This is a genomic window from Paucilactobacillus suebicus DSM 5007 = KCTC 3549, from assembly GCF_001434475.1.
Lineage (GTDB): Bacteria > Bacillota > Bacilli > Lactobacillales > Lactobacillaceae > Paucilactobacillus > Paucilactobacillus suebicus.
On the sequence record NZ_AZGF01000038.1, the window covers coordinates 1 to 19,315 of the forward strand.

16 protein-coding genes are annotated in these 19,315 nt (G+C 39.2%); 12 read left to right on the forward strand and 4 right to left on the reverse strand.

Annotated elements, in window-relative coordinates:
• Window positions 1–94: 94 nt before the first annotated feature.
• The 4 genes from hflX to FD16_RS11030 all read right to left on the reverse strand — a co-directional run bounded on the left by hflX (window position 95) and on the right by FD16_RS11030 (window position 4,783).
• Window positions 95–1,381, reverse strand: a complete 1,287-nt coding sequence (hflX, locus tag FD16_RS11015) for a GTPase HflX (RefSeq protein WP_010621566.1) — start codon at window positions 1,379–1,381, stop codon at window positions 95–97.
• A gap of 22 nt (window positions 1,382–1,403) precedes the next feature.
• Window positions 1,404–2,057, reverse strand: coding sequence for a histidine phosphatase family protein (locus FD16_RS11020; RefSeq protein ID WP_010621567.1), 654 nt, complete (start codon window positions 2,055–2,057; stop codon window positions 1,404–1,406).
• A gap of 84 nt (window positions 2,058–2,141) precedes the next feature.
• On the reverse strand, window positions 2,142–3,980 hold the full coding sequence (locus tag FD16_RS11025; RefSeq protein WP_010621568.1) for a cation:proton antiporter family protein: 1,839 nt from the start codon (window positions 3,978–3,980) through the stop codon (window positions 2,142–2,144).
• 149 nt (window positions 3,981–4,129) lie between these two features.
• Window positions 4,130–4,783: a DedA family protein gene (locus FD16_RS11030; protein WP_010621569.1), complete on the reverse strand. Its 654-nt coding sequence runs from the start codon at window positions 4,781–4,783 to the stop codon at window positions 4,130–4,132.
• Window positions 4,784–4,985: 202 nt separating this feature from the next.
• On the opposite strand from FD16_RS11030, the gene helD reads away from it, so the two are divergent.
• From helD to FD16_RS11085, 12 genes are all read left to right on the forward strand, one after another.
• The gene (gene helD, locus FD16_RS11035; RefSeq protein ID WP_010621570.1) at window positions 4,986–7,280 is read left to right on the forward strand and encodes an RNA polymerase recycling motor HelD; all 2,295 of its coding nucleotides are present in this window, start codon (window positions 4,986–4,988) and stop codon (window positions 7,278–7,280) included.
• A 197-nt stretch (window positions 7,281–7,477) separates the two neighbouring features.
• Window positions 7,478–9,574, forward strand: a complete 2,097-nt coding sequence (locus tag FD16_RS11040) for an LTA synthase family protein (RefSeq protein WP_010621571.1) — start codon at window positions 7,478–7,480, stop codon at window positions 9,572–9,574.
• 136 nt (window positions 9,575–9,710) lie between these two features.
• On the forward strand, window positions 9,711–10,631 hold the full coding sequence (gene coaA, locus FD16_RS11045; protein WP_010621572.1) for a type I pantothenate kinase: 921 nt from the start codon (window positions 9,711–9,713) through the stop codon (window positions 10,629–10,631).
• Window positions 10,632–10,745: 114 nt separating this feature from the next.
• Window positions 10,746–12,302 (forward strand): glutamine-hydrolyzing GMP synthase, encoded by a 1,557-nt coding sequence (guaA, locus tag FD16_RS11050; protein WP_010621573.1) that lies wholly within the window; start codon window positions 10,746–10,748, stop codon window positions 12,300–12,302.
• Window positions 12,303–12,715: 413 nt separating this feature from the next.
• Window positions 12,716–13,906 (forward strand): aminotransferase-like domain-containing protein, encoded by a 1,191-nt coding sequence (locus FD16_RS11055; RefSeq protein ID WP_010621574.1) that lies wholly within the window; start codon window positions 12,716–12,718, stop codon window positions 13,904–13,906.
• Between the two features lie 141 nt (window positions 13,907–14,047).
• Entirely contained in the window at window positions 14,048–15,082 is a 1,035-nt protein-coding gene (locus FD16_RS11060) for an Lreu_0056 family protein (RefSeq protein ID WP_010621575.1), read from the forward strand.
• A 199-nt stretch (window positions 15,083–15,281) separates the two neighbouring features.
• Window positions 15,282–15,425 carry a hypothetical protein gene (locus FD16_RS13045; RefSeq protein ID WP_164478694.1) on the forward strand — a complete coding sequence of 48 codons (144 nt, stop codon included), beginning with the start codon at window positions 15,282–15,284 and terminating at the stop codon, window positions 15,423–15,425.
• A 110-nt stretch (window positions 15,426–15,535) separates the two neighbouring features.
• Window positions 15,536–15,865, forward strand: a complete 330-nt coding sequence (locus FD16_RS11065; RefSeq protein WP_010621576.1) for an ArsR/SmtB family transcription factor — start codon at window positions 15,536–15,538, stop codon at window positions 15,863–15,865.
• Window positions 15,866–15,951: 86 nt separating this feature from the next.
• The gene (locus FD16_RS11070) at window positions 15,952–17,535 is read left to right on the forward strand and encodes an MFS transporter (RefSeq protein WP_010621577.1); all 1,584 of its coding nucleotides are present in this window, start codon (window positions 15,952–15,954) and stop codon (window positions 17,533–17,535) included.
• 10 nt (window positions 17,536–17,545) lie between these two features.
• The gene (locus FD16_RS11075) at window positions 17,546–18,247 is read left to right on the forward strand and encodes a hypothetical protein (protein WP_010621578.1); all 702 of its coding nucleotides are present in this window, start codon (window positions 17,546–17,548) and stop codon (window positions 18,245–18,247) included.
• Between the two features lie 64 nt (window positions 18,248–18,311).
• Entirely contained in the window at window positions 18,312–18,764 is a 453-nt protein-coding gene (locus FD16_RS11080) for a MarR family winged helix-turn-helix transcriptional regulator (protein WP_010621579.1), read from the forward strand.
• A gap of 10 nt (window positions 18,765–18,774) precedes the next feature.
• On the forward strand, window positions 18,775–19,315 hold a 541-nt coding region (locus FD16_RS11085), incomplete at its 3' end, for a GNAT family N-acetyltransferase (protein WP_082603539.1).

Sequence of the window (19,315 nt, forward strand, 5' to 3'; positions counted from 1 at the left end):
TTTTCTATCAGTACTTCTTGACGAAGAACCCTTTTTGACAACTAATCTCAATCCTTTCTTAGTACACGGGTTCAACTCGTGTACTCTGGACACCTTATTCTTCAACCACAAATTTCTCAAAACGTTGTAAATCAGAACTCGATAACTCAACCACCAATTTAGTTCCATCAGCTAAATAATCGGTTTCTTTAATGTCTGCGTGTTCGTTCAAATACGATACAACATCCCCATTAGCAAATGGCACTAACAACGTTGTAGTTACATAATCCGTAAACAGGTGTGTTTTTACAACTCCAGCTAACATTGACAATGATGTTTCATCCCGTGCTGACATGATAATTTGATCATCACCGTCCATTGTAGGAAACTGGACTTCCATTTTGTCTGCTTTATTAAAGACTAAGATCATTGGAATATCTTTAATGCCAATTTCTTTTAAAGTGTTTTCTGTTGTTTGCATCATTTCCTGGTAATGTGGGTCAGAGTAGTCGATCACTTGAATGAGAAGGTCTGCATTAGCAGCTTCAGCAAGTGTTGACTTGAATGCTTCGACTAAGTGAGTCGGCAGTTTGCTAACGAACCCAACAGTATCACTTAGTAGGAACTGTTTTTGATCTGGGAGTGTTAACTGACGGACACTTGTATCTAATGTGGCAAATAACATATTTTTTTCAAAGACTTGTTTTTCATCGTCAATACCAAATTCACGAACCAAACCGTTCATGATGGTTGATTTACCGGCGTTCGTGTATCCAACCAATGCTGCAGTTGGAATTCCACGTTTATCGCGTTGTTGCCGTTGGGTTTCTGAAGATTTGTTTAACTCTGCCAGTTCACCACGTAAATGAGTGATGGCGTTTTGAATTGTTCGCCTGTTCATTTCGAGCTTTGTTTCACCAGATCCACGGTTAGTAAAACTACCACCACCAGCACCGGTTTGTTGATCAAGACGCTGGTTGGCACTGGTTTTTAAACGGGGCAAGCGGTACTGCAACTGTGCAATTTCAACTTGTAACTTCGCTTCTTTTGATTGGGCGCGTTTGGCAAAAATTTCGAGGATGAGTGCTGTTCGATCCATTACTCGAGCCTTGGTTGCCTCTTCTAAATTTCGAATTTGACTTGGTGACAGTTCATCATTTGTGACGATTGTTGCGACATTCGTAGCGGCAACAAGTTCAGCCAACTCTTCGACTTTTCCTTTACCAAAGTAAGTAGCCGCGTTGGGACGATCTAAACTCTGCACCATTTTGTCTGAAACTTTCATTTCGTTTGCTTCAACTAGGTTGGCTAATTCTTCCATTGAATAGTCAAAATCGTTTTCTTGATTTGACAGATTGAGCCCCGCAATGATGACGGGTTCAGTGATTGGTTGGGTATCCATTGTAACCTCCGTTTTAAATATGTTATTTGTTGGTTAGCGTTAATTGGTTATAAAAGTTAACTTGCGTTTGATCCTTTGATAAATCAATTTGCGTAATACTACCATTACTTGGAGCAACCGGATCAATATCTTTGGCATACTTACTAATGATTGAGCGGATAGCTGTACCATGGGAAACTACTAATACAGTGCTTTGATCTGGCAACTGTCGTAAGATATTTAAACCGTGACCAAACCTGTGCCAAAATGCCTGGTCATCTTCTGCATCGTGGAACGGGTCGCTTTTCGCAATTAGATCTCTGGCGCCCTCTAGAGTGTATCGATTCACGAATTGTTCAAAGCGCGTTAAACCATCGGCTTTACCAATTTCAGCCCACGTATCTGGCCCAATCGCACCTTCGTAAAAGCCAAAGAATTCTTCACGAAACGCCGATTCTTGAATCGGTTCTTTGATAATGCTGACATTGTTTTTTAAGATTCTGCGAGCAGTGATGACCGTCCGACTAAGATCGCTACTGTATGCGGCGTCAAATTTAACGTGCTTAAGTTCGTTGGCAACACGGTCAGCGTCTGCTAGGCCTTTATCTGTCAGTGGGGCATCTGACCATCCTTGAATTCGATCGTACAAGTTGAGGTATGTTTGTCCATGACGAACAAAGTATACGTGAATTGTCATAGATTTTGCTCCTTTAAAATTATAATAAACTGCTTAAACTCAACTCCAGTCTATCATACTTACTGATCAGATTCAGATTAGATACTAGTTCTTATTGAGTTTTCCTAGAGCTGCTCGAATGACTGGTGCTTGTTCTTTGCTTCCTGTGAATACAAGACGATCTGATAGTTCAATGGCAGTGTCTCCTGACGGCTTGATAAAGTTTCCATGGCGGAAAATTTGACTAATTGTAATTTCACCAATAAACGGTAAGTTGCGAATTTCGGTGCCAGCGTAGCGCTGATTATTAACAGTCACTTCATAGATTCCTGATTCGGTGCTTTGCAGAATCTGCAATGTTGATGGTACTTCGATTAAGCTTCGTAAGATACTGATGTTTGCTTCAGGGGTACTATAAACTTCCACACCGGCTTCTTCCAATTCAGATTCAGAATTGTTGAGAATATTGCGGTCTTCAAATCTGGCAATGACGCGATTAACGCCCATTTTTTTGGCGGCAAGAGCTAAACGGTAATTTTTCATGGCGTCGTAGTGACCCAGTACTAGAATGTCCGTATCAAAGACGTGCTGAGCGACAACGTCTTGAGTTTCCAGACTGCTGAGCAATTCAACGTTTACTTGACTGTTATAGGCACTGTAGTTTTTTTGCTTATCTGTATACATTTTGATGTCGTAAGCGCCCTTAGCTAGTTGCTGAGCTACGGGAATAGTAGATAAATTGGTGCCGATAAAGTGCACCACTGTTTTGTGCAATGCTTCCGGTTCTGGCTTGTAAAAATGATTGAACGCAAGTGGCCCGAGAACACAGGTGATGATAGCGGCCAAAATAAAGGCACCGGATTGTTGGCTTGTGACTGCATGCATACTCTTGGCAACCTTTAAAACTGCTAACACAAGCGTAATAGTGGCGGTATTTAAAATATTACCAGCTAGCGCATTTGTACTACTGAATCGTTTCTTTAAAATGAAGTAAACGATCGCCTTAGCTAGCAAATACGCAATAAAGATCAGCGGAATTAAAATCAGTGTTTTACGGTTTGAGAGTAGTTGGGGAATGTTTAATGTGACACCACTCATGATGAAAAAAATGGGGATTAATAGCCCGTAGCCAAATGAGTCAAGCTTATCTCGTGTATCTTCGTGAGGCTGTAGTAGCTTGAGAACAATCCCAGCAATGAACGCACCAAAAATACTTTCTGCACCCACCGATTCAGCAATTGTGACTAGGGTGACAATTAGAAAAAAGGCTAATCGAATATCAAGTTGCGTCGTAGACTTATTAATCCGCTCAAAAATGCTAAAAAATTTCCTAAATCTAGTAAATAGAATCGCGGCAGCCACGAAGATTAGGAAAATCAACCACAATGAATGGCTGGAATTACCAAATACAGCCGCATAAACCGTTAATGCAAGCATGGGCACCACTTCACCAAGAACAGCTATTAGTAATAGTGTTTGCCCATAAGGCTTACTTAGCAGTTCACGTTCTTTAAGGGTAGCAATAACCACACCTAAACTAACCGTCGCAAATAGGATGGCTGCCAACCAGACATCACTAAATAGGCCAGTGAATTTAAACACTGCAGCAATGACTAGGGAAAGGACTACTATCGAAATGTAGGATAGACTTGCTAGCTTAAGTGGGGATGATCCTGATGCCTTTTTTACACTAGCAGGTTGCCTTGCAAACAGTGAGAAGTCAATTTCCATCCCACTTAGGAATAACAAAACGATCACACCGATATCGGATAGAGTATTTAATGAACTGGTAGCAGAGACCCAATGCAAACAGCTTTGCCCTAGTATGATTCCAGTGATAATTTCTACGACTGCAGTTGGCAAAGCCGAGATTTTAAATCGTGCCATCATTAGTGGTATTAGCAATGCGGCAAATAAAACTATTACAAGTGAAAAACTGTCCATGAGTAGGCCCCTTTGGAATTTTGAAATTACTTTTTTACAATCAATTTTATAGATTACTCGTGAAAAGAGAGGCTACTATGCATGAGCCTCTCTTTTCACGCTATAATAAAACGCCACTAGTATAACAAAACTAATGGCGAGTTAATACATCAGCGTGTGAAATTTCGTGAAATAATGTGTCTTCTGATTTGACGAATCAGCCAAAATAAAGAAGCAGGGGTAATTGCAATTAGCGCTATTCCTAATATGATCAGTGCCAAGTGTTCTTGAACGAATGAAATGGTACCGAAAAAATACCCCAAGGTACTGCCAACGGTGACCCAGAGAGCAACACCCAAAAAATTAGCAAGTGTAAAACGAGCCCATTTAAACTTTGACGTTCCCGCAATTAACGGGACAAACGTTCTAATTAATGGTACGAAACGACCAAATACGACGGTTAATAAACCATACTTTTTAAAAAATCTTTCTGTTCGATGAAGGCTGGTGTTTTTGATGTGTCGTCTGAAAAACTTCCATCTTAATAGGTAGTTGCCAATTCTAAAGTTTACGGTGTCACCCATAAACGCTGCTGAGAAAAAAACTAAAATTAACGCAAAAATATTTAATTTTGAACCAGAAACGGCTGCAAGGGCACTTGTTAAGAAGATCAGGGACTCTCCCGGAAGCCAGGGGAAAATAACGAGGCCCGTTTCCATAAAGATTAAAACGAACAAAATCAAATAACTCCATGGGCCAAGCCAGTTCACCATGGGCAAAATAACTTCATTTAAGTGAGAAAAAACATATGTTACTTGGTCCATCAGTTTGCCCCCATTCGTATGCGGTTTCATTAACTTCATTTTAATAATTTTTAGTTTAAAAAACTACCAATATGATGATTTTTAACTAGTTTGTTAACAGGGCAATAGTTTCTTAACAAATTACTTGTATTGACACGTATATTTTGCTGATAAAGTTTAACGTGATATAATATTATAATTACTTTTTTACGGGGGCGACAGTTTGGCAGATTCGATTCAAGACTATGAACAACAACACTTAAATGAAGTGGTCGATAAAATTCGCACGGCCCAAAAGAAGGCTAAGCAAGATATTGCATCGGCAAAAAGTGACGTTGATGATATTAACTCACAGTTTGATGATATCCATATTAACAGCACGAGTTATTCGGGCATGATGGATACGGCGATGTCAGTCCGACAACAGCAGCAAATGCTGTCGCAACGTGAGGGCAGTTGGCAACATGCTAACCAAAAATTACAAACACTGAGAAAGTTGGAAGATACACCTTACTTTGCACGAATTGATTTTCAAGAAAAAGGCGAGAAGGGACCAGAGACGATTTATATTGGTTTGGCTACTTTCACTGATCGTCCTGATCATTTCTTGGTATATGATTGGCGTGCGCCAATTTCTAGTGTTTATTACGATGGTGGGCTTGGCGAAATTACGTACCAAACGCCAGACGGTGAACAAAGCGTGGACGTGACACTGAAACGACAATTCCAGATTAAAAATGGGACTATCGTCACAATATATGATACCGATGAAACAGTTGGTGATCAGATGTTGTTGGAAGCGTTAGGGACACACTCTGATACTAAGATGAAGAGTATTGTTACGACTATCCAGCAAGCTCAAAATCAAATCATCCGTAACACCGACGCTGACTTGCTATTTGTTCAAGGTGCTGCAGGTTCTGGAAAAACTGCGGCTGTTTTGCAACGGGTTGCATGGCTCCTTTACCGTTATCGAGGCAATTTGAATTCTGGCCAAGTTGTGCTGTTTTCACCTAATCAGTTATTTAACGACTACATTAATCAAGTTTTGCCTGAATTAGGCGAACAAAACATGGTTCAAATGACGTACTTCCAGTTTGCTAACCGACGAATTCCAAGTTTTCAAGTTCAGACGCTACAGGAACGCTTTGAAAGTAACGAAGATGTTACCAACAACAATATTACAACGATGAAGACCAGTCTGGCTTACTTCCACGCAACTGAGCGATATGCGAAGCACTTGGAAAAGTCGGATATGCGGTTTAGAAATCTGATGTTTAATGACAAGGTATTTATCAGTCGTGATAAAATTGAGGAAATCTACTATTCGTTTAATATTAATTACCACCTGGGTAACCGTCTGGATGCTACCAAACAAGAATTAGTGAGAATGTTGAATCGACGGATTAGTTCGGAAATGCGTGCTAAGTGGGTTGAACAACAGGTTCAATCGCTCAGTAAGCAGGATCTCGATTCTCTATATGGTGATCATCCTCGTGAATTTGATTCTGCTGACAAGGAGTTTAAATTCCTAGCACGCCAAATCGTGATTCAAGCGTTCAGACCAATCAAAAAGGCAATTGATCATAATAGATGGATTAGTATTAATTCACAATTTATGCATTTAATGAAAACAACACCTCATCTGATCAATCTGGATAAGTATGGTATTAGTGAAGAAGAATGGGCAAATCACGTTGATCAAACCTATGAACGTTTGCGTGAACGCCACTTAGATGCAAGCGATGTATCAGTTTATTTGTATCTATACGATCTAATTACTGGTAAGCGTGGTGAACGTGACATCCGCTATGTATTTGTCGATGAAGTTCAAGATTATGATGCTTTCCAGTTGGCCTACCTAAAGTTCTGTTTCCCTAAAGCACGATTTACACTGTTAGGTGATTTGAATCAGGCAATTTTTACAAAAGAAAACAGTCGAACTTTGTTGAGCCAATTGGGAACAATGTTTGACCCCGATAAGACCAAGGTAGTTCAACTAACTAAGTCTTATCGGTCAACAAAGCAAATTACTGAGTTTACACGAGCAATCTTAGATAATGGGGAAGCCGTTGAACCATTCGACCGAAATGGTGAACTACCGAAAGTCTATGTAAAAGAATCTGGGCCTGAGGCAATTGAGCAAGTTATTGAATCCTTAAAAGTTGAGCAAAAGAATCACGATGCCACAGCCGTAATTGGTAAGACTTTGGCTGATAGTGAGGCAATCTTTGAAGAATTGAAGGCGCATGGCCTGAAATCAACACTGATTAAAACTGAAAATCAACGTTTAGTTTCGGGAACTCTGGTAGTTCCTTCATACCTTGCAAAGGGACTGGAGTTTGATGCCGTAATTGTTTGGGAAGCCAATAAGGATCAGTATACAAACGATGATCAGCGTCAGTTATTATATACAATTTGTTCGCGTGCTATGCACTCATTGAATATTATTAGCTCCGGCGAGTTAACCCCACTGCTTGACCAAGTACCACAAGATAAGTATGAATTAATCAAATAAAACTTTTTAAATCGAAAAATTTATTTTTCGATTTTTTTTGCGATTATGGAGAAATATAACTAAAAAGCCTGTACAATGGTGAATGTGAAATTGTGCTTAAATTCTAAACATTTTGGAAATATTGTGATATTGAATTGCCATTAGTGTGAAATACGGTATGATTAAACGTGGCGATAATTTTAGATGGAGGAAAGATTATGAAAACTGTGTTGCAGAAGGTAAGATCCGGCTTAAACACTAAGCTTGGCTTCTTCATTCTCACGGTTGTTTTGTTTGCAATAAAGACTTACTGGGCATACCAAAACAAGTTTACATTGGGTGCTGAAGGTAGTATTCAGCAATTCTTGCTGTTCTTTAATGTATTTCCAGGCGCAATCATATTAATTGGTATTGCGTTATATTTCAGAGGACGATTGTCATATTGGCTAATGATGTTGATCGACTTTCTCTTGTCGTTTTGGCTGTTCGCTAATATTCTGTACTATCGTGAATTTTCGGACTTTATATCATTTAGTTTAATCACTGGTGCAGGTTCAACATCGAATAACTTAGGTAAAAGTATCGCGGGAATTTTCCGTGGTAGTGACCTATTTGCGTTTGCGGATGTTGCTATCCTCATTTTGTTTTTGCTATTCAAAGTGATTAGAATTGATCCACATTACTTCAAGATAAGATATGCCGGCGTGATCACCTTGTTGGGATTCCTACTATTCGGTGCTAACTTAGGAATGGCTGAAGGCAACCGGTCACAGTTATTAACACGAATATTTGATAATAACTATATTGTTAAATACTTAGGACTTAACTTTTACACGGCGTATGATGCAGTGAAAACACATCATAACAGTGAAGTTAAATCTAAAGCTTCGTCATCTGACTTAAAGCCAGTGTTGAAGTTCTTAAAGAAAAATCAGACGTCTAAGAATGTCACCTATGCTGGAAAAGCTAAGGGTAAGAACGTCTTCATTATCCATTTGGAAAGTCTCCAACAATGGGTTATTGACTACAAGGTTGATGGTGAGGAAGTAACACCTAACTTGAATAAGATTTACCATGCCAGTGATACGATTGCGTTTGATAACTTCTTTAATCAAGTTGGTCAAGGTAAGACTGCTGATGCTGAACTAATGCTCGAAAACTCGTTGTTTGGGTTACCAGAGGGATCGGCAATGACTACGAACGGTACTACTAATACGTTCCAGTCTGCACCGGCAATTCTTGAACAGCAACAGGGTTATACGACGGCGTCATTCCACGGGGATGTTCCAAGCTTCTGGAACCGTGATAATGCGTACAAGTCATTTGGGTATGAATACTTCTTCAGTAAGTCGTACTATCCAAGTGTTAAGGATGATGACGTTGGTTACGGTATCAAGGATAAGATTTTCTTGAAGGGTGCAGCTAACTACGTTCAACAGTTACCTCAACCTTTCTACGCTAAGTTGATTACCATTACTAACCACTATCCATACATTTTGGATAAGAAAAATAAATCGATTGATGCACTGAAGACGGGTGATAACACAGTTGATCCATACGTTCAAACTGCTCATTACCTTGATCAGTCAATCGGCGAATTTATGAGTTACCTAGATAAATCCGGGTTAAGAAAGAACAGTATGATTGTGCTTTATGGTGATCATTATGGTATTTCTAATAACCATAAACCTGCCATAGCCGATATTCTTGGCAAGAAGAGCGTCGATAATTATGATTTGGCCATGTTCCAGAAAGTGCCATTCATGATTCAAATGCCAGGTTTGAAGGGTGGTATTAATCATACCTATGGTGGTGAAATTGATGTATTGCCAACCATTGAAAACTTGTTGGGTGTATACCACAAGAACTATATCCAGTTTGGACAAGATTTGTTGGCCACTGATCGTAAGCAGATTGTTGCGTTCCGTGATGGTGACTTCGTCAGTTCTCAATTCACTAAGTATGGTGGCGATCTTTATTACACTAAGACGGGTAAGAAGGTCACTCACGAGACCAAGGCTCAAAAAGCTGTAGTGGCTAAGGATCAGAAGTACGTTACAACTGAGCTCAGCCTTTCTGATGACGTTGTTAATGGTGATTTGCTTCGTTTCTACCATCCAAAGCACTTTACCAAAGTTAATAAAAAAGACTACAACTATAACCTTAATGCAAGCTTGAAACGTTTGAAGGAAGCACAGGTTAAGAAAAAGACTAGTGTTGAGACAGAGAACGGTGGTAAATCGACTCTTGATGACTACACGACAGATGCACCGGAGTTAAAGGACAGTTCATTTGTCTTTCCAAGCATTAAATAAATAAGTATTGATAGGCCTAGATCACTAACTCTGATCTAGGCCTATTTTTGGGCTATAAACATAATGACATCGCTGTCACATTGCCTGCTAACTATGTTAAAATGTCAGTAATTTATATGTTAACGAGGATAATATAATGCAGGATCGTGTGAATTACTATCGGTTCGACCGAGATGATTGGAGACAGTTTAGTTCCGATGATCATGTTGGTCTAACCCAGGATAATTTGAATCAAATTAAAGCGTTAAACGATCGAATTTCATTAAATGACGCTGATGAAATATACTTACCACTTGTGAAGTTAATTAAGCTACAGTATCAACAATATTTGATATTGCAGGCCAAAAAAACAGCCTTTTTGCAGCTTCCAAACCGTCGGGTGCCGTTCATTATTGGTATTGCAGGTTCTGTTGCGGTTGGTAAAACAACGACGGCAAGGTTATTGTCTTTACTTCTAAATCGGCTGATGCCGACTAAGCGAGTAGACTTGATTACGACTGATGGGTTCCTATATTCCACGGATGAGCTTAAAAGTCGTGGTATCCTTGATCGTAAAGGATTTCCTGAATCGTACGATATGGATAAATTACTGACATTTTTGAATGATGTTAAAGCGGGCTCAGATGTGGTTGAAGCGCCAGTTTATTCACATGCCACTTATGATATTATTCCGGACGAAACACAGAAAATCGTCAAGCCAGATGTTTTAATTGTTGAAGGAATTAATACATTGCAGTTACCGTCTAATCAGTTACTCTATATCAGTGATTTCTTTGATTTTTCTGTATATGTGGATGCTAATCCACAGTTGATTGAAAAATGGTTCATTGAACGGTTTCAACTTTTACTAGATTCGGCCTTTCAAGATCCTAGTAATTATTACTATTCATACGCAATCGGTGACCGTGATAAGGCGTTTGAATGGGCCCATCAAGTATGGCGAGATATTGATCTGGTTAATTTAAATGAGTATATTTTGCCAACCAGAAATCGTGCAGATGTGATCTTGCATAAGACTAATCATCATCGAATTGATAAAGTTTACTTGCGAAAATAGGTAAAACGTTTCAACTGTCATAATTAATGAGAGGATGCTAATAATCATTGACCGGACAGGCGTTTACCCGTAGAATGGGTGCATTAGGAAAATTTATTAAAGGGGTGGCAAACATTGGCTAACGTTAACCTTGATGCGTTTGACAAGATTATTGTCTTGGATTTTGGTAGTCAGTACAATCAGCTGATTACAAGACGTATTCGTGACTTTGGTATCTATTCGGAATTGATGTCACATAAGACAACTGCTGAACAAATCAAAGCAATCAACCCAAAAGGGATTATCTTCTCTGGCGGACCAAACAGTGTGTACGCTGACGACGCATTTTCAGTGGATCCGGAGATTTTTGAACTCGGAATTCCGATTTTAGGAATTTGTTATGGGATGCAACTAATGGCATACAAGCTGCCTGGTGGTGAGGTCGAGAACGCTGATAACTCAGAATACGGCCATGCCGATATTGAGGTTACAGATGATAAAGCAGTGATGTTTGCAGGTTTACCAAAGAAACAGTATGTTTGGATGAGTCATGGCGACCTAGTTACTAAAGTTCCAGATGGTTTTAAGACTGTGGCAACCAGCAAGAACTGCCCAATTACTTCAATGGCTGATGATGACCGCAAGTTTTATGGTCTCCAATTCCATACAGAAGTTCAAAATACTGAATATGGCAGTCAGATTTTAAAACACTTTGCTTTTGATGTCTGTGAAGCTGAAGCTAATTGGACAATGGATGATTTCATCAATATTCAAGTTGACCATATTCGTAAAGAAGTCGGAGATCGCAAGGTCTTACTCGGCTTATCTGGTGGTGTGGATTCCAGTGTCGTTGGCGTCTTGCTTCACAAGGCGATTGGCGATCAATTAACTTGTATCTTCGTTGATCATGGTCTACTTCGCAAAAATGAGGCCGATGAGGTTATGTCAGGGCTTGCTGGTAAGCTTGGACTTAATATCATCAAGGTGGACGCTCAGGAACGTTTCTTGAGCAAATTAGCTGGTGTTAGTGATCCAGAAAAGAAACGTAAGATCATCGGAAATGAATTTATTCAAGTCTTTAACGATGAAGCCACTAAGCTGAAGGGCATTGATTTCTTAGCCCAAGGGACGTTGTACACTGACGTTATCGAAAGTGGGACTGATACAGCTCAAACAATTAAGTCTCATCATAATGTCGGCGGATTACCAGAAGACATGCACTTTGAATTAATTGAACCACTACGTAGCTTATTCAAGGATGAAGCACGTGAATTAGGTGAGAAGTTGGGGATGCCTTACGAGTTAGTATGGCGTCAACCATTCCCAGGTCCTGGTTTAGGAATTCGTGTCATCGGTGAAATTACTGATGAAAAGCTCACAATCGTTCGTGATAGTGATGCCATCCTACGTGACGAAATCGCTAAAGCTGGCTTAGATAAGGATATTTGGCAGTACTTTACAGTCCTTCCAGGTATCAAGAGCGTCGGCGTTATGGGTGATGGTCGCACGTATGATTACACAGTTGGTATTCGGGCTGTGACATCAATTGACGGAATGACTGCTGATTTTGCTCGTATTCCTTGGGATGTCTTGCAGAAAATCTCTGTGCGAATTGTTAACGAGGTCGATCACGTTAACCGCATAGTGTATGACTGCACGAGCAAGCCACCTTCGACAATTGAGTGGGAGTAATCTGGCGATTAGAGATTACCCGCAATATTGGAACATCGATACTAAGATTATAAAATCAGTTCTTTAGTGAAAGATTTAGAAGTTTTTTGCTCAAGGATATGACAGTCAAAAGCTTCCACCACGTCACGTGATGGGGGCTTTTTAGATTGTCTAATTTATTAAAACGTGATCGCACTAATTTACGGTATTAAAGCCAATAAAAATCTACGGATTAACGTTTATATTAAAAATATATATCAGTAATTGCAGTGTTAGTTGTATAATCATAAACAACCATTCAAATTAACACGTACGAATGTTAAATTTTTAGTGTTGAGTTCGTTAATTTTTTTGATTGGCAGTACATAGAATTGATTTGATTTCCCGTTACTAAGGTCTTGCCAAAGCAAAATATATTAAAGGAGTGTATTAAAATGACATATCATTTTTCAAACCGTGTGCCAAAATCTGACGTCGATCCTGTCGGTGACATCTTAAAAGTTGCTGGTGATCCCAAGGTCATGTCGTTTGCTGGTGGATTACCAGCACCAGAACTATTTCCTGTTGAACAGGTTAAAAGGGCTGCTGACACAGTTTTTGAACAAAAAGGACAAGCGGCATTACAATACGGTTCATCTAAAGGAATTCCAGAACTACGTCAAGTTATTTTGGACCGAGTGAAGGTGGAAGGCATCGAGACGGATGCAGATCATGTAATGTTTGCCACGGGTTCACAGCAATCGATTGATCTAACAGGAAAGATGTTCTTGGATGAAGGTAGTGTTGTGATCGTGGAAGATCCAACGTACCTGACTGCTGTTGATGTTTTTCGTTCGTATGGTGCTCGTTTCGTGGGTGTGGCAATGGATGAAGAGGGCATGAAGATGGATGCCTTGGAACTGGCATTGCAAGATAATCCAGAAGCACGGTTAATCTATACGATTCCAACATTCCAGAATCCAACTGGACGGACAATGACGTTGTCACGCCGTAAAAGATTATTGGAATTGGCTGAAAAATACGATGTGATGGTCCTTGAAGATAACCCATATGGTGCAATTCGTTGGGAGGGTGAGAACCTACCATCATTGAAGTCAATGGATAAAACCGGCCATGTGATTTATATGGGCACTCTATCAAAAATTTTGGCACCAGGACTCCGGTTAGGTTGGGTGGTTGCTGAACCCGAGCTCATCAAAAAATACACGATGATGAAGCAATCTGCCGATTTGCATACAGATAGTTTGGCACAGTACATTGCGGCTGAATACTTTGCTCAAAACGACATCAACGAACACATCGCTAAAATTACTAGTCTGTATCACAAACGTGAGCAGATTATGATGAATGCCATCGATAAGTATTTTCCAGCAGGTGTGACTCACAGCAATCCAGAAGGTGGAATGTTCTTATGGGTCATGGTGCCTGGTGTGAACGACACGCAAGTATTATTTGATGCAGCACTGGCACGAAACGTTGCAATTGTACCTGGCGATCCGTTCTTTGGTAATGAAACCATTCCCGGAACATTTAGAATGAACTATTCTAATACGCATGAAGATAAGATTGAAGATGGTGTTAAGCGTCTGGCTGAAGCAATCGAAGAAGTTATGGATAAAAAATAAATTAATATCATAAGAAAAGACTCCGTGAAGGAGCCTTTTTGCGTGCATTTATTAAACAAAAGTACTTCAAGCACGTTTTTCTTTCTCAGCTTGATTTATACTAATTGTATCGATAATTTTTTGGGGGAGTAATTATTTATTATGAATAGAAAAATGATTATTGGGACATCTGTTGCGGTTATCACATCCGTTGCACTATTAGCTGGATGTGGCTCAAATAGTAGTTCATCAAAAATTGGTACTAACCATGGAAGCAGTTCAAACAGTTATTCGGCTAATCGTAATGATTCCAATGGAACGACAGGCACGAATAGTGCAGATACCGCACTGTGGAATAGTGGTAAATCTGCAAAACTAGCTACGTATATTGATGCATGGGGACCGACAATGGATCAGTCGTATCAGCAATATAAGTCCGGGGATGATGTCGACTTCTACGGTTACAACTTTCCTAGTGACTTTGCGAATACTCAGGTTAGTTATGAGGACAGTAATTACAACGTTAAAATGTCAACAACTGGTGAAGGTAGCAGCAGTGATACGTTCAATGTTGTCGCTCTGTACTCAGATGTCGATTCAATTGGTGGTCGACCGGGTGGATACCTATATCTCTTTGCATTTAAGAATGGCAAGCCGTACACACTAGTATCAGATCAGACAAATGGTGGGGGTGCGTTAAAAGTTACAGAAACCGCTAATCAAGATATCGGCAATGCTTTTAAAAAAATTGTTAATGGTGGCACACCATCATCTCCTGATGGCAGTTCTTCATCTGAATCGACAAGCAGTTCGTCAGCAAAATCATCAAAGATTGATGATAAAACTACGGGTGTGTTGGTTTCTTTACTGGCTAACCCTGACTGGTTTAAAAGTGGCGTTGAAGGATCAATATGGTATGGTACGAACGATACAGATAGTGATGAAGTACAAGGTTATAGTTATATGACTGCCAATGGTGATCCAACTAGTTATATTTATTACAAGGTGAACGGGGATGTTGTGACATATAAACAGTGGATGCCTAGAGATTCAGTAGCCGACGGATATTTTGAAACAAAAACGGCTACCATTTCGAGACTTGAAAACGATTATTACAGCACTAAATCAGAAAAATCAGAAGTTCAAAATTATGTTAATGAAATTAAGCCAGAAAGCAGTTATGACGATGGCGAATAGGGAAACATCTTCTTTGCAACGATGTAAAGAAGATGTTTTTGTATTGATTTTTAGTTAATCGCATGTTCAATCATTTAAGAAATTTAAAGGTCAAAAAATATTACGCGTTGTTATTTACATGTAAATTATTTGCCAGTACACTGATCTTGTACAGTAACAGGATGATAAATCACTTACTAACAGAAAGTGGGCATTGATTATGGCAAAAAGAAAATTTACTACGACTCTTGATGAAACACTATTGAAGCAGATTAAAATTGCGGCAGTTGAACAAGATACCAGTGTTGCAGACTTATTGGAACACATGGCTGACGAGTATTTAACTGAAAAAGAGCATGCATAGTATAAATTAAGAAGGATTGGACAATTTATTGTTCGATTCTTTTTTTCAATAAAAAAATATGTTGACATGTGCACACGCATGCATATAATAAAATTTAGGTGGTGAATGGAATGAACACAGAGTATACCTTTGAGCAGACGCGTGAGTACGTAAAAAAAAGTTTGGATATTGATTTCTTCAACGTGGTTTGTGATCCCGTTAGGAGTCAACTGTTAGTTTTTTTGGCCTTTAGAGGGGAAATGACAATTGGCAAAATTGCAGAAAACTTTCCACAAAACCGTTCGGTAATTTCTCGCCATCTTGATTTAATGAATCGCCTTGGTGCAATTACCAGACGTAAGTTGGGACGCGAGGTTTACTACAAAATTAACCAAGAAAAAATTGTTGATAAATTTGACACAGCCTCAACGAATATAAAAAAATTATTTGAACAAGCTTAAGCATACGGCGCGAACAGCGCTATCTTTTTTGTACTATATGTGCATTTATACGCACATTTGCATCTTTTTAAGGAGATAAAACAAGAATGAATGAAAAGCATAATCATAAGTGGGTAGTGTTAATGACGGTATGTTTGGCAGTTTTTATGGGGATGCTGGATATTACGATTGTGAATGTTGCTTTGCCAGAAATTCAAAAAAGTTTTTCGAGCAATTTCACAACTCTGCAGTGGGTTCTAAACGCCTATACATTGGTATATGCAATGATGTTGTTGCCGGTTTCTAAATTAGGTGACCGTTTTGGTAAGAAGCTTGTCTTTTTGATTGGCTTACTGATCTTTATCACTGGGTCACTGGCAAGCGGTATGGCGCAAAGCGATACTCTATTAAACTTCTTTCGCGGATTTCAAGGAATTGGTGGTGCGGCTATGATGTCGCTTTCTCTATCAATTGTGACACTTTCATTTCCAAGTAAGCAGCGTGGCCTTGCATTAGGAATTTGGAGTAGTGTTACTGGATTAGCAGTGTCAATTGGACCATTAATTGGTGGCGCACTGGTTGATGCGTTTGGATGGCGGTCTATATTCTTAATTAATATTCCAGTTGGTATCTTTGCAATTATCATGGGTATGTTGTTTATTCATGATACTGAAGAAAGGCGACCAGAAAAATTGGATATTTTTGGGATGATATTTAGCACAGTTATGGTGTTTAGCATGATTTTAGCTTTAATTCAAAAAGAAATGCACTCAAGCTATGCCTGGACCAACTATCATATTGTATTGTTGTTTGCTTTAGCAATTGTCACCTTAGTGGCACTGATTATTACTGAATTGAAAGTTAAGGAACCAATGATTAACTTATCGATTTTTAATTCATCATCATTTGTGGGTGCTAACATTGCGGCCTTTACGATGGGAGCTGGTATTTATGGTGGCTTTACCTATTTATCAATTTTAATGCAAAACTATATGGGATATTCAGCATTTGATACGGGTTTAAAATTACTTTGGATTAGCGCGTTCACTTTGATCTTGGGGCCGTTAACAGGTTTGTTATCCGGCAGAATTGGCAATCGTTGGTTAATTAGCATTGCATTGTTATTTGGTGTTACTGGAGTATTAACGATTCAACACTTATTGGATGTTCCATTCCGGTGGCATGACTTGTTTGCAGGTTTTATTTTGCTTGGTATTAGTAACGCGTTGATTAACCCACCGATTTCAAACACTGCTATGGGTTCGGTAAAAAAATCAGATGTGGGGATGGCTTCAGGAGTATTGAACGTTTTTCGCCAAGTGGGAATTTCCTTTGGTGTGGTTGTTTTAGGTATCAGTGTGACTAATGGGTACAATACAAAATTGAACGAAGGACTGAGTCATTTATCACAAGTACCACCGGTATTATCAAATCATCTTTCGGCCGCACATGGTGAAATTGTTTCTATGTTGCACAAAGCTGGACCATTTGCTGGTCAACAAATTTTTGCTAGTCATCAGGCTCGTGCTTACCGTAAATTACCAATTTTTCACCAATTGCACGATGTGGTTTTTCAGGCATTTCAATCGGGGATGACGAGAGCTTGTAGCGTGATGGCCATATTACTGATTATCGGAGCACTAAGCAGTCTGGTGTTGATTCGTCGCAGCGTGAAGAATAGTGACGAATAGGAGGAGAATGATGAAAAAATTAATTAGTATGGTGTCACTACTTTTGTTGTTACCTCTGACAGCGTGCACCCTGCAAGCAAAGTCAACCAGTCATGTAAAATACATTCAAAATGGGGTGGTGGCACAGGCTTATGGCACATCACCAGTTAAAATAGTCCGATATAAAATTGGCAATGAGAGTGGCAGTGTCACGACTAAAAACGGTAGTTATAAAATTAATCTTCCTACCAAAACGAATCGTCAGTCAGTTACCATTAAAACTAACAATCTTACATTTAGAAGAAGCATTCAGTCGAAAACGGCCATTGGTGAATATGATCAGTTTAGGTCTATTTACAACAAATTAGTATTTATGAACGCACTAAAGAGTGGCAATCAAAATTATCAAAAATTGCCAAGCAAAGTTAGTGGACTTCATAAAGTATTGATTGATAAATCTAGTTTAGTGAAATTGAATGTTCAGGGAAATCAACTAATGAGCACGACTGTTGTAATCAATTCAGCGGCACTAAAAAATAAAACAAGGCAACAACAGATTCTAACTAAAATTGGAATGCTGAGTGTGGCAATGGGGGCGAATGAATCACAAGTGGCAGATAAGCTGCAAAACGCGTTACTAAATCAGGGCTCATCGAGTTTCATTAGTAATGGCGTGAGGTTTAAGCTAGGTTATACATTAAATTCAATATATATTTATGCTAGCCATCAATAATTAAATTTTACGTGTTGCAAATGCAACATGTGAAGTGTAGAATGCTTTCGAGGAGGTGTTCTGCTTGGAAAATGTACTACGTTCGATTGGAACAATTGCGAGAGCACTCGATTCCATTGCCAATATAGAATTTAGACCACTTAATTTAGCCAGAGGTCAATATTTGTATTTGGTGCGTATCTGTGAGACTCCCGGGATTATTCAAGAACAGTTAGTTCATGAGTTAAAGGTTGATCGGGCCACGGTGGCAAGATCCGTAAAAAAATTAGTAGATCACGGTCTGGTAAAAAAAGAAGTTGATAAAAACAATCGTAAGATTAATCACCTTTTGCCCACACATCAGGGAATGCGGGTATATCCAACGATCAAAAAAGAAAATGAGTATTCAACTACCATGTCAGTGCAAGGATTATCGACTGATGAAGTTGAAGAATTGGCACGACTGCTTGATAAAATGAGTGTCAATGTTGGACGAGACTGGCAGTACGTCAAAGACGGTAATCATAGATCATATTAGGAGAAATTTGATGACAGTGACAATTAAACAGGTAACGGAGAAAGACTTAAGTCAGTTAATTAAAATTAGCCGTGAGACGTTTGTTGATACATTTGGTAAGGACAACACTCAGGCTGATATGGTTGAGTATCTGGAACAATCTTTTTCAACAGCTGAAATGAAACAAGAACTATCAACTAATGGAACAAACTTTTGGTTTATATTCGTGGATGATCAAATTGCTGGATACTTAAAATTGAACATTGACCAGGCACAATCTGATCAGGTTGCAAACAATGCCCTTGAAATTGAAAGAATTTATATTCAGTCGGCATTTAAACGTCATGGTTTAGGTACTAAGCTGTATCATCACGCGGAAACTGTTGCTCACGATCAACATTGTGATAATATGTGGCTTGGAGTTTGGGAACACAATCAACCAGCACAAAGATTTTATCAAGGGCTGGGCTTTAAACAGATTGGCGACCATGTGTTTACATTAGGGTCAGATGTGCAACGTGATCTAATTATGCTCAAAAAAATGGGTTCTACAATATTTGGTACTGATAGAT

Excerpts from the sequence above, each read along its gene's own strand:
- hflX (WP_010621566.1), bottom strand. The coding sequence starts at position 1,381 with ATGGATACCCAACCAATCACTGAACCCGTCATCATTGCGGGGCTCAAT.
- FD16_RS11020 (WP_010621567.1), bottom strand. The coding sequence starts at position 2,057 with ATGACAATTCACGTATACTTTGTTCGTCATGGACAAACATACCTCAAC.
- FD16_RS11025 (WP_010621568.1), bottom strand. The coding sequence starts at position 3,980 with ATGGACAGTTTTTCACTTGTAATAGTTTTATTTGCCGCATTGCTAATA.
- FD16_RS11030 (WP_010621569.1), bottom strand. The coding sequence starts at position 4,783 with ATGGACCAAGTAACATATGTTTTTTCTCACTTAAATGAAGTTATTTTG.
- FD16_RS11040 (WP_010621571.1), top strand. The coding sequence starts at position 7,478 with ATGAAAACTGTGTTGCAGAAGGTAAGATCCGGCTTAAACACTAAGCTT.
- coaA (WP_010621572.1), top strand. The coding sequence starts at position 9,711 with ATGCAGGATCGTGTGAATTACTATCGGTTCGACCGAGATGATTGGAGA.
- FD16_RS11055 (WP_010621574.1), top strand. The coding sequence starts at position 12,716 with ATGACATATCATTTTTCAAACCGTGTGCCAAAATCTGACGTCGATCCT.
- FD16_RS11060 (WP_010621575.1), top strand. The coding sequence starts at position 14,048 with ATGAATAGAAAAATGATTATTGGGACATCTGTTGCGGTTATCACATCC.
- FD16_RS13045 (WP_164478694.1), top strand. The coding sequence starts at position 15,282 with ATGGCAAAAAGAAAATTTACTACGACTCTTGATGAAACACTATTGAAG.
- FD16_RS11065 (WP_010621576.1), top strand. The coding sequence starts at position 15,536 with ATGAACACAGAGTATACCTTTGAGCAGACGCGTGAGTACGTAAAAAAA.
- FD16_RS11070 (WP_010621577.1), top strand. The coding sequence starts at position 15,952 with ATGAATGAAAAGCATAATCATAAGTGGGTAGTGTTAATGACGGTATGT.
- FD16_RS11075 (WP_010621578.1), top strand. The coding sequence starts at position 17,546 with ATGAAAAAATTAATTAGTATGGTGTCACTACTTTTGTTGTTACCTCTG.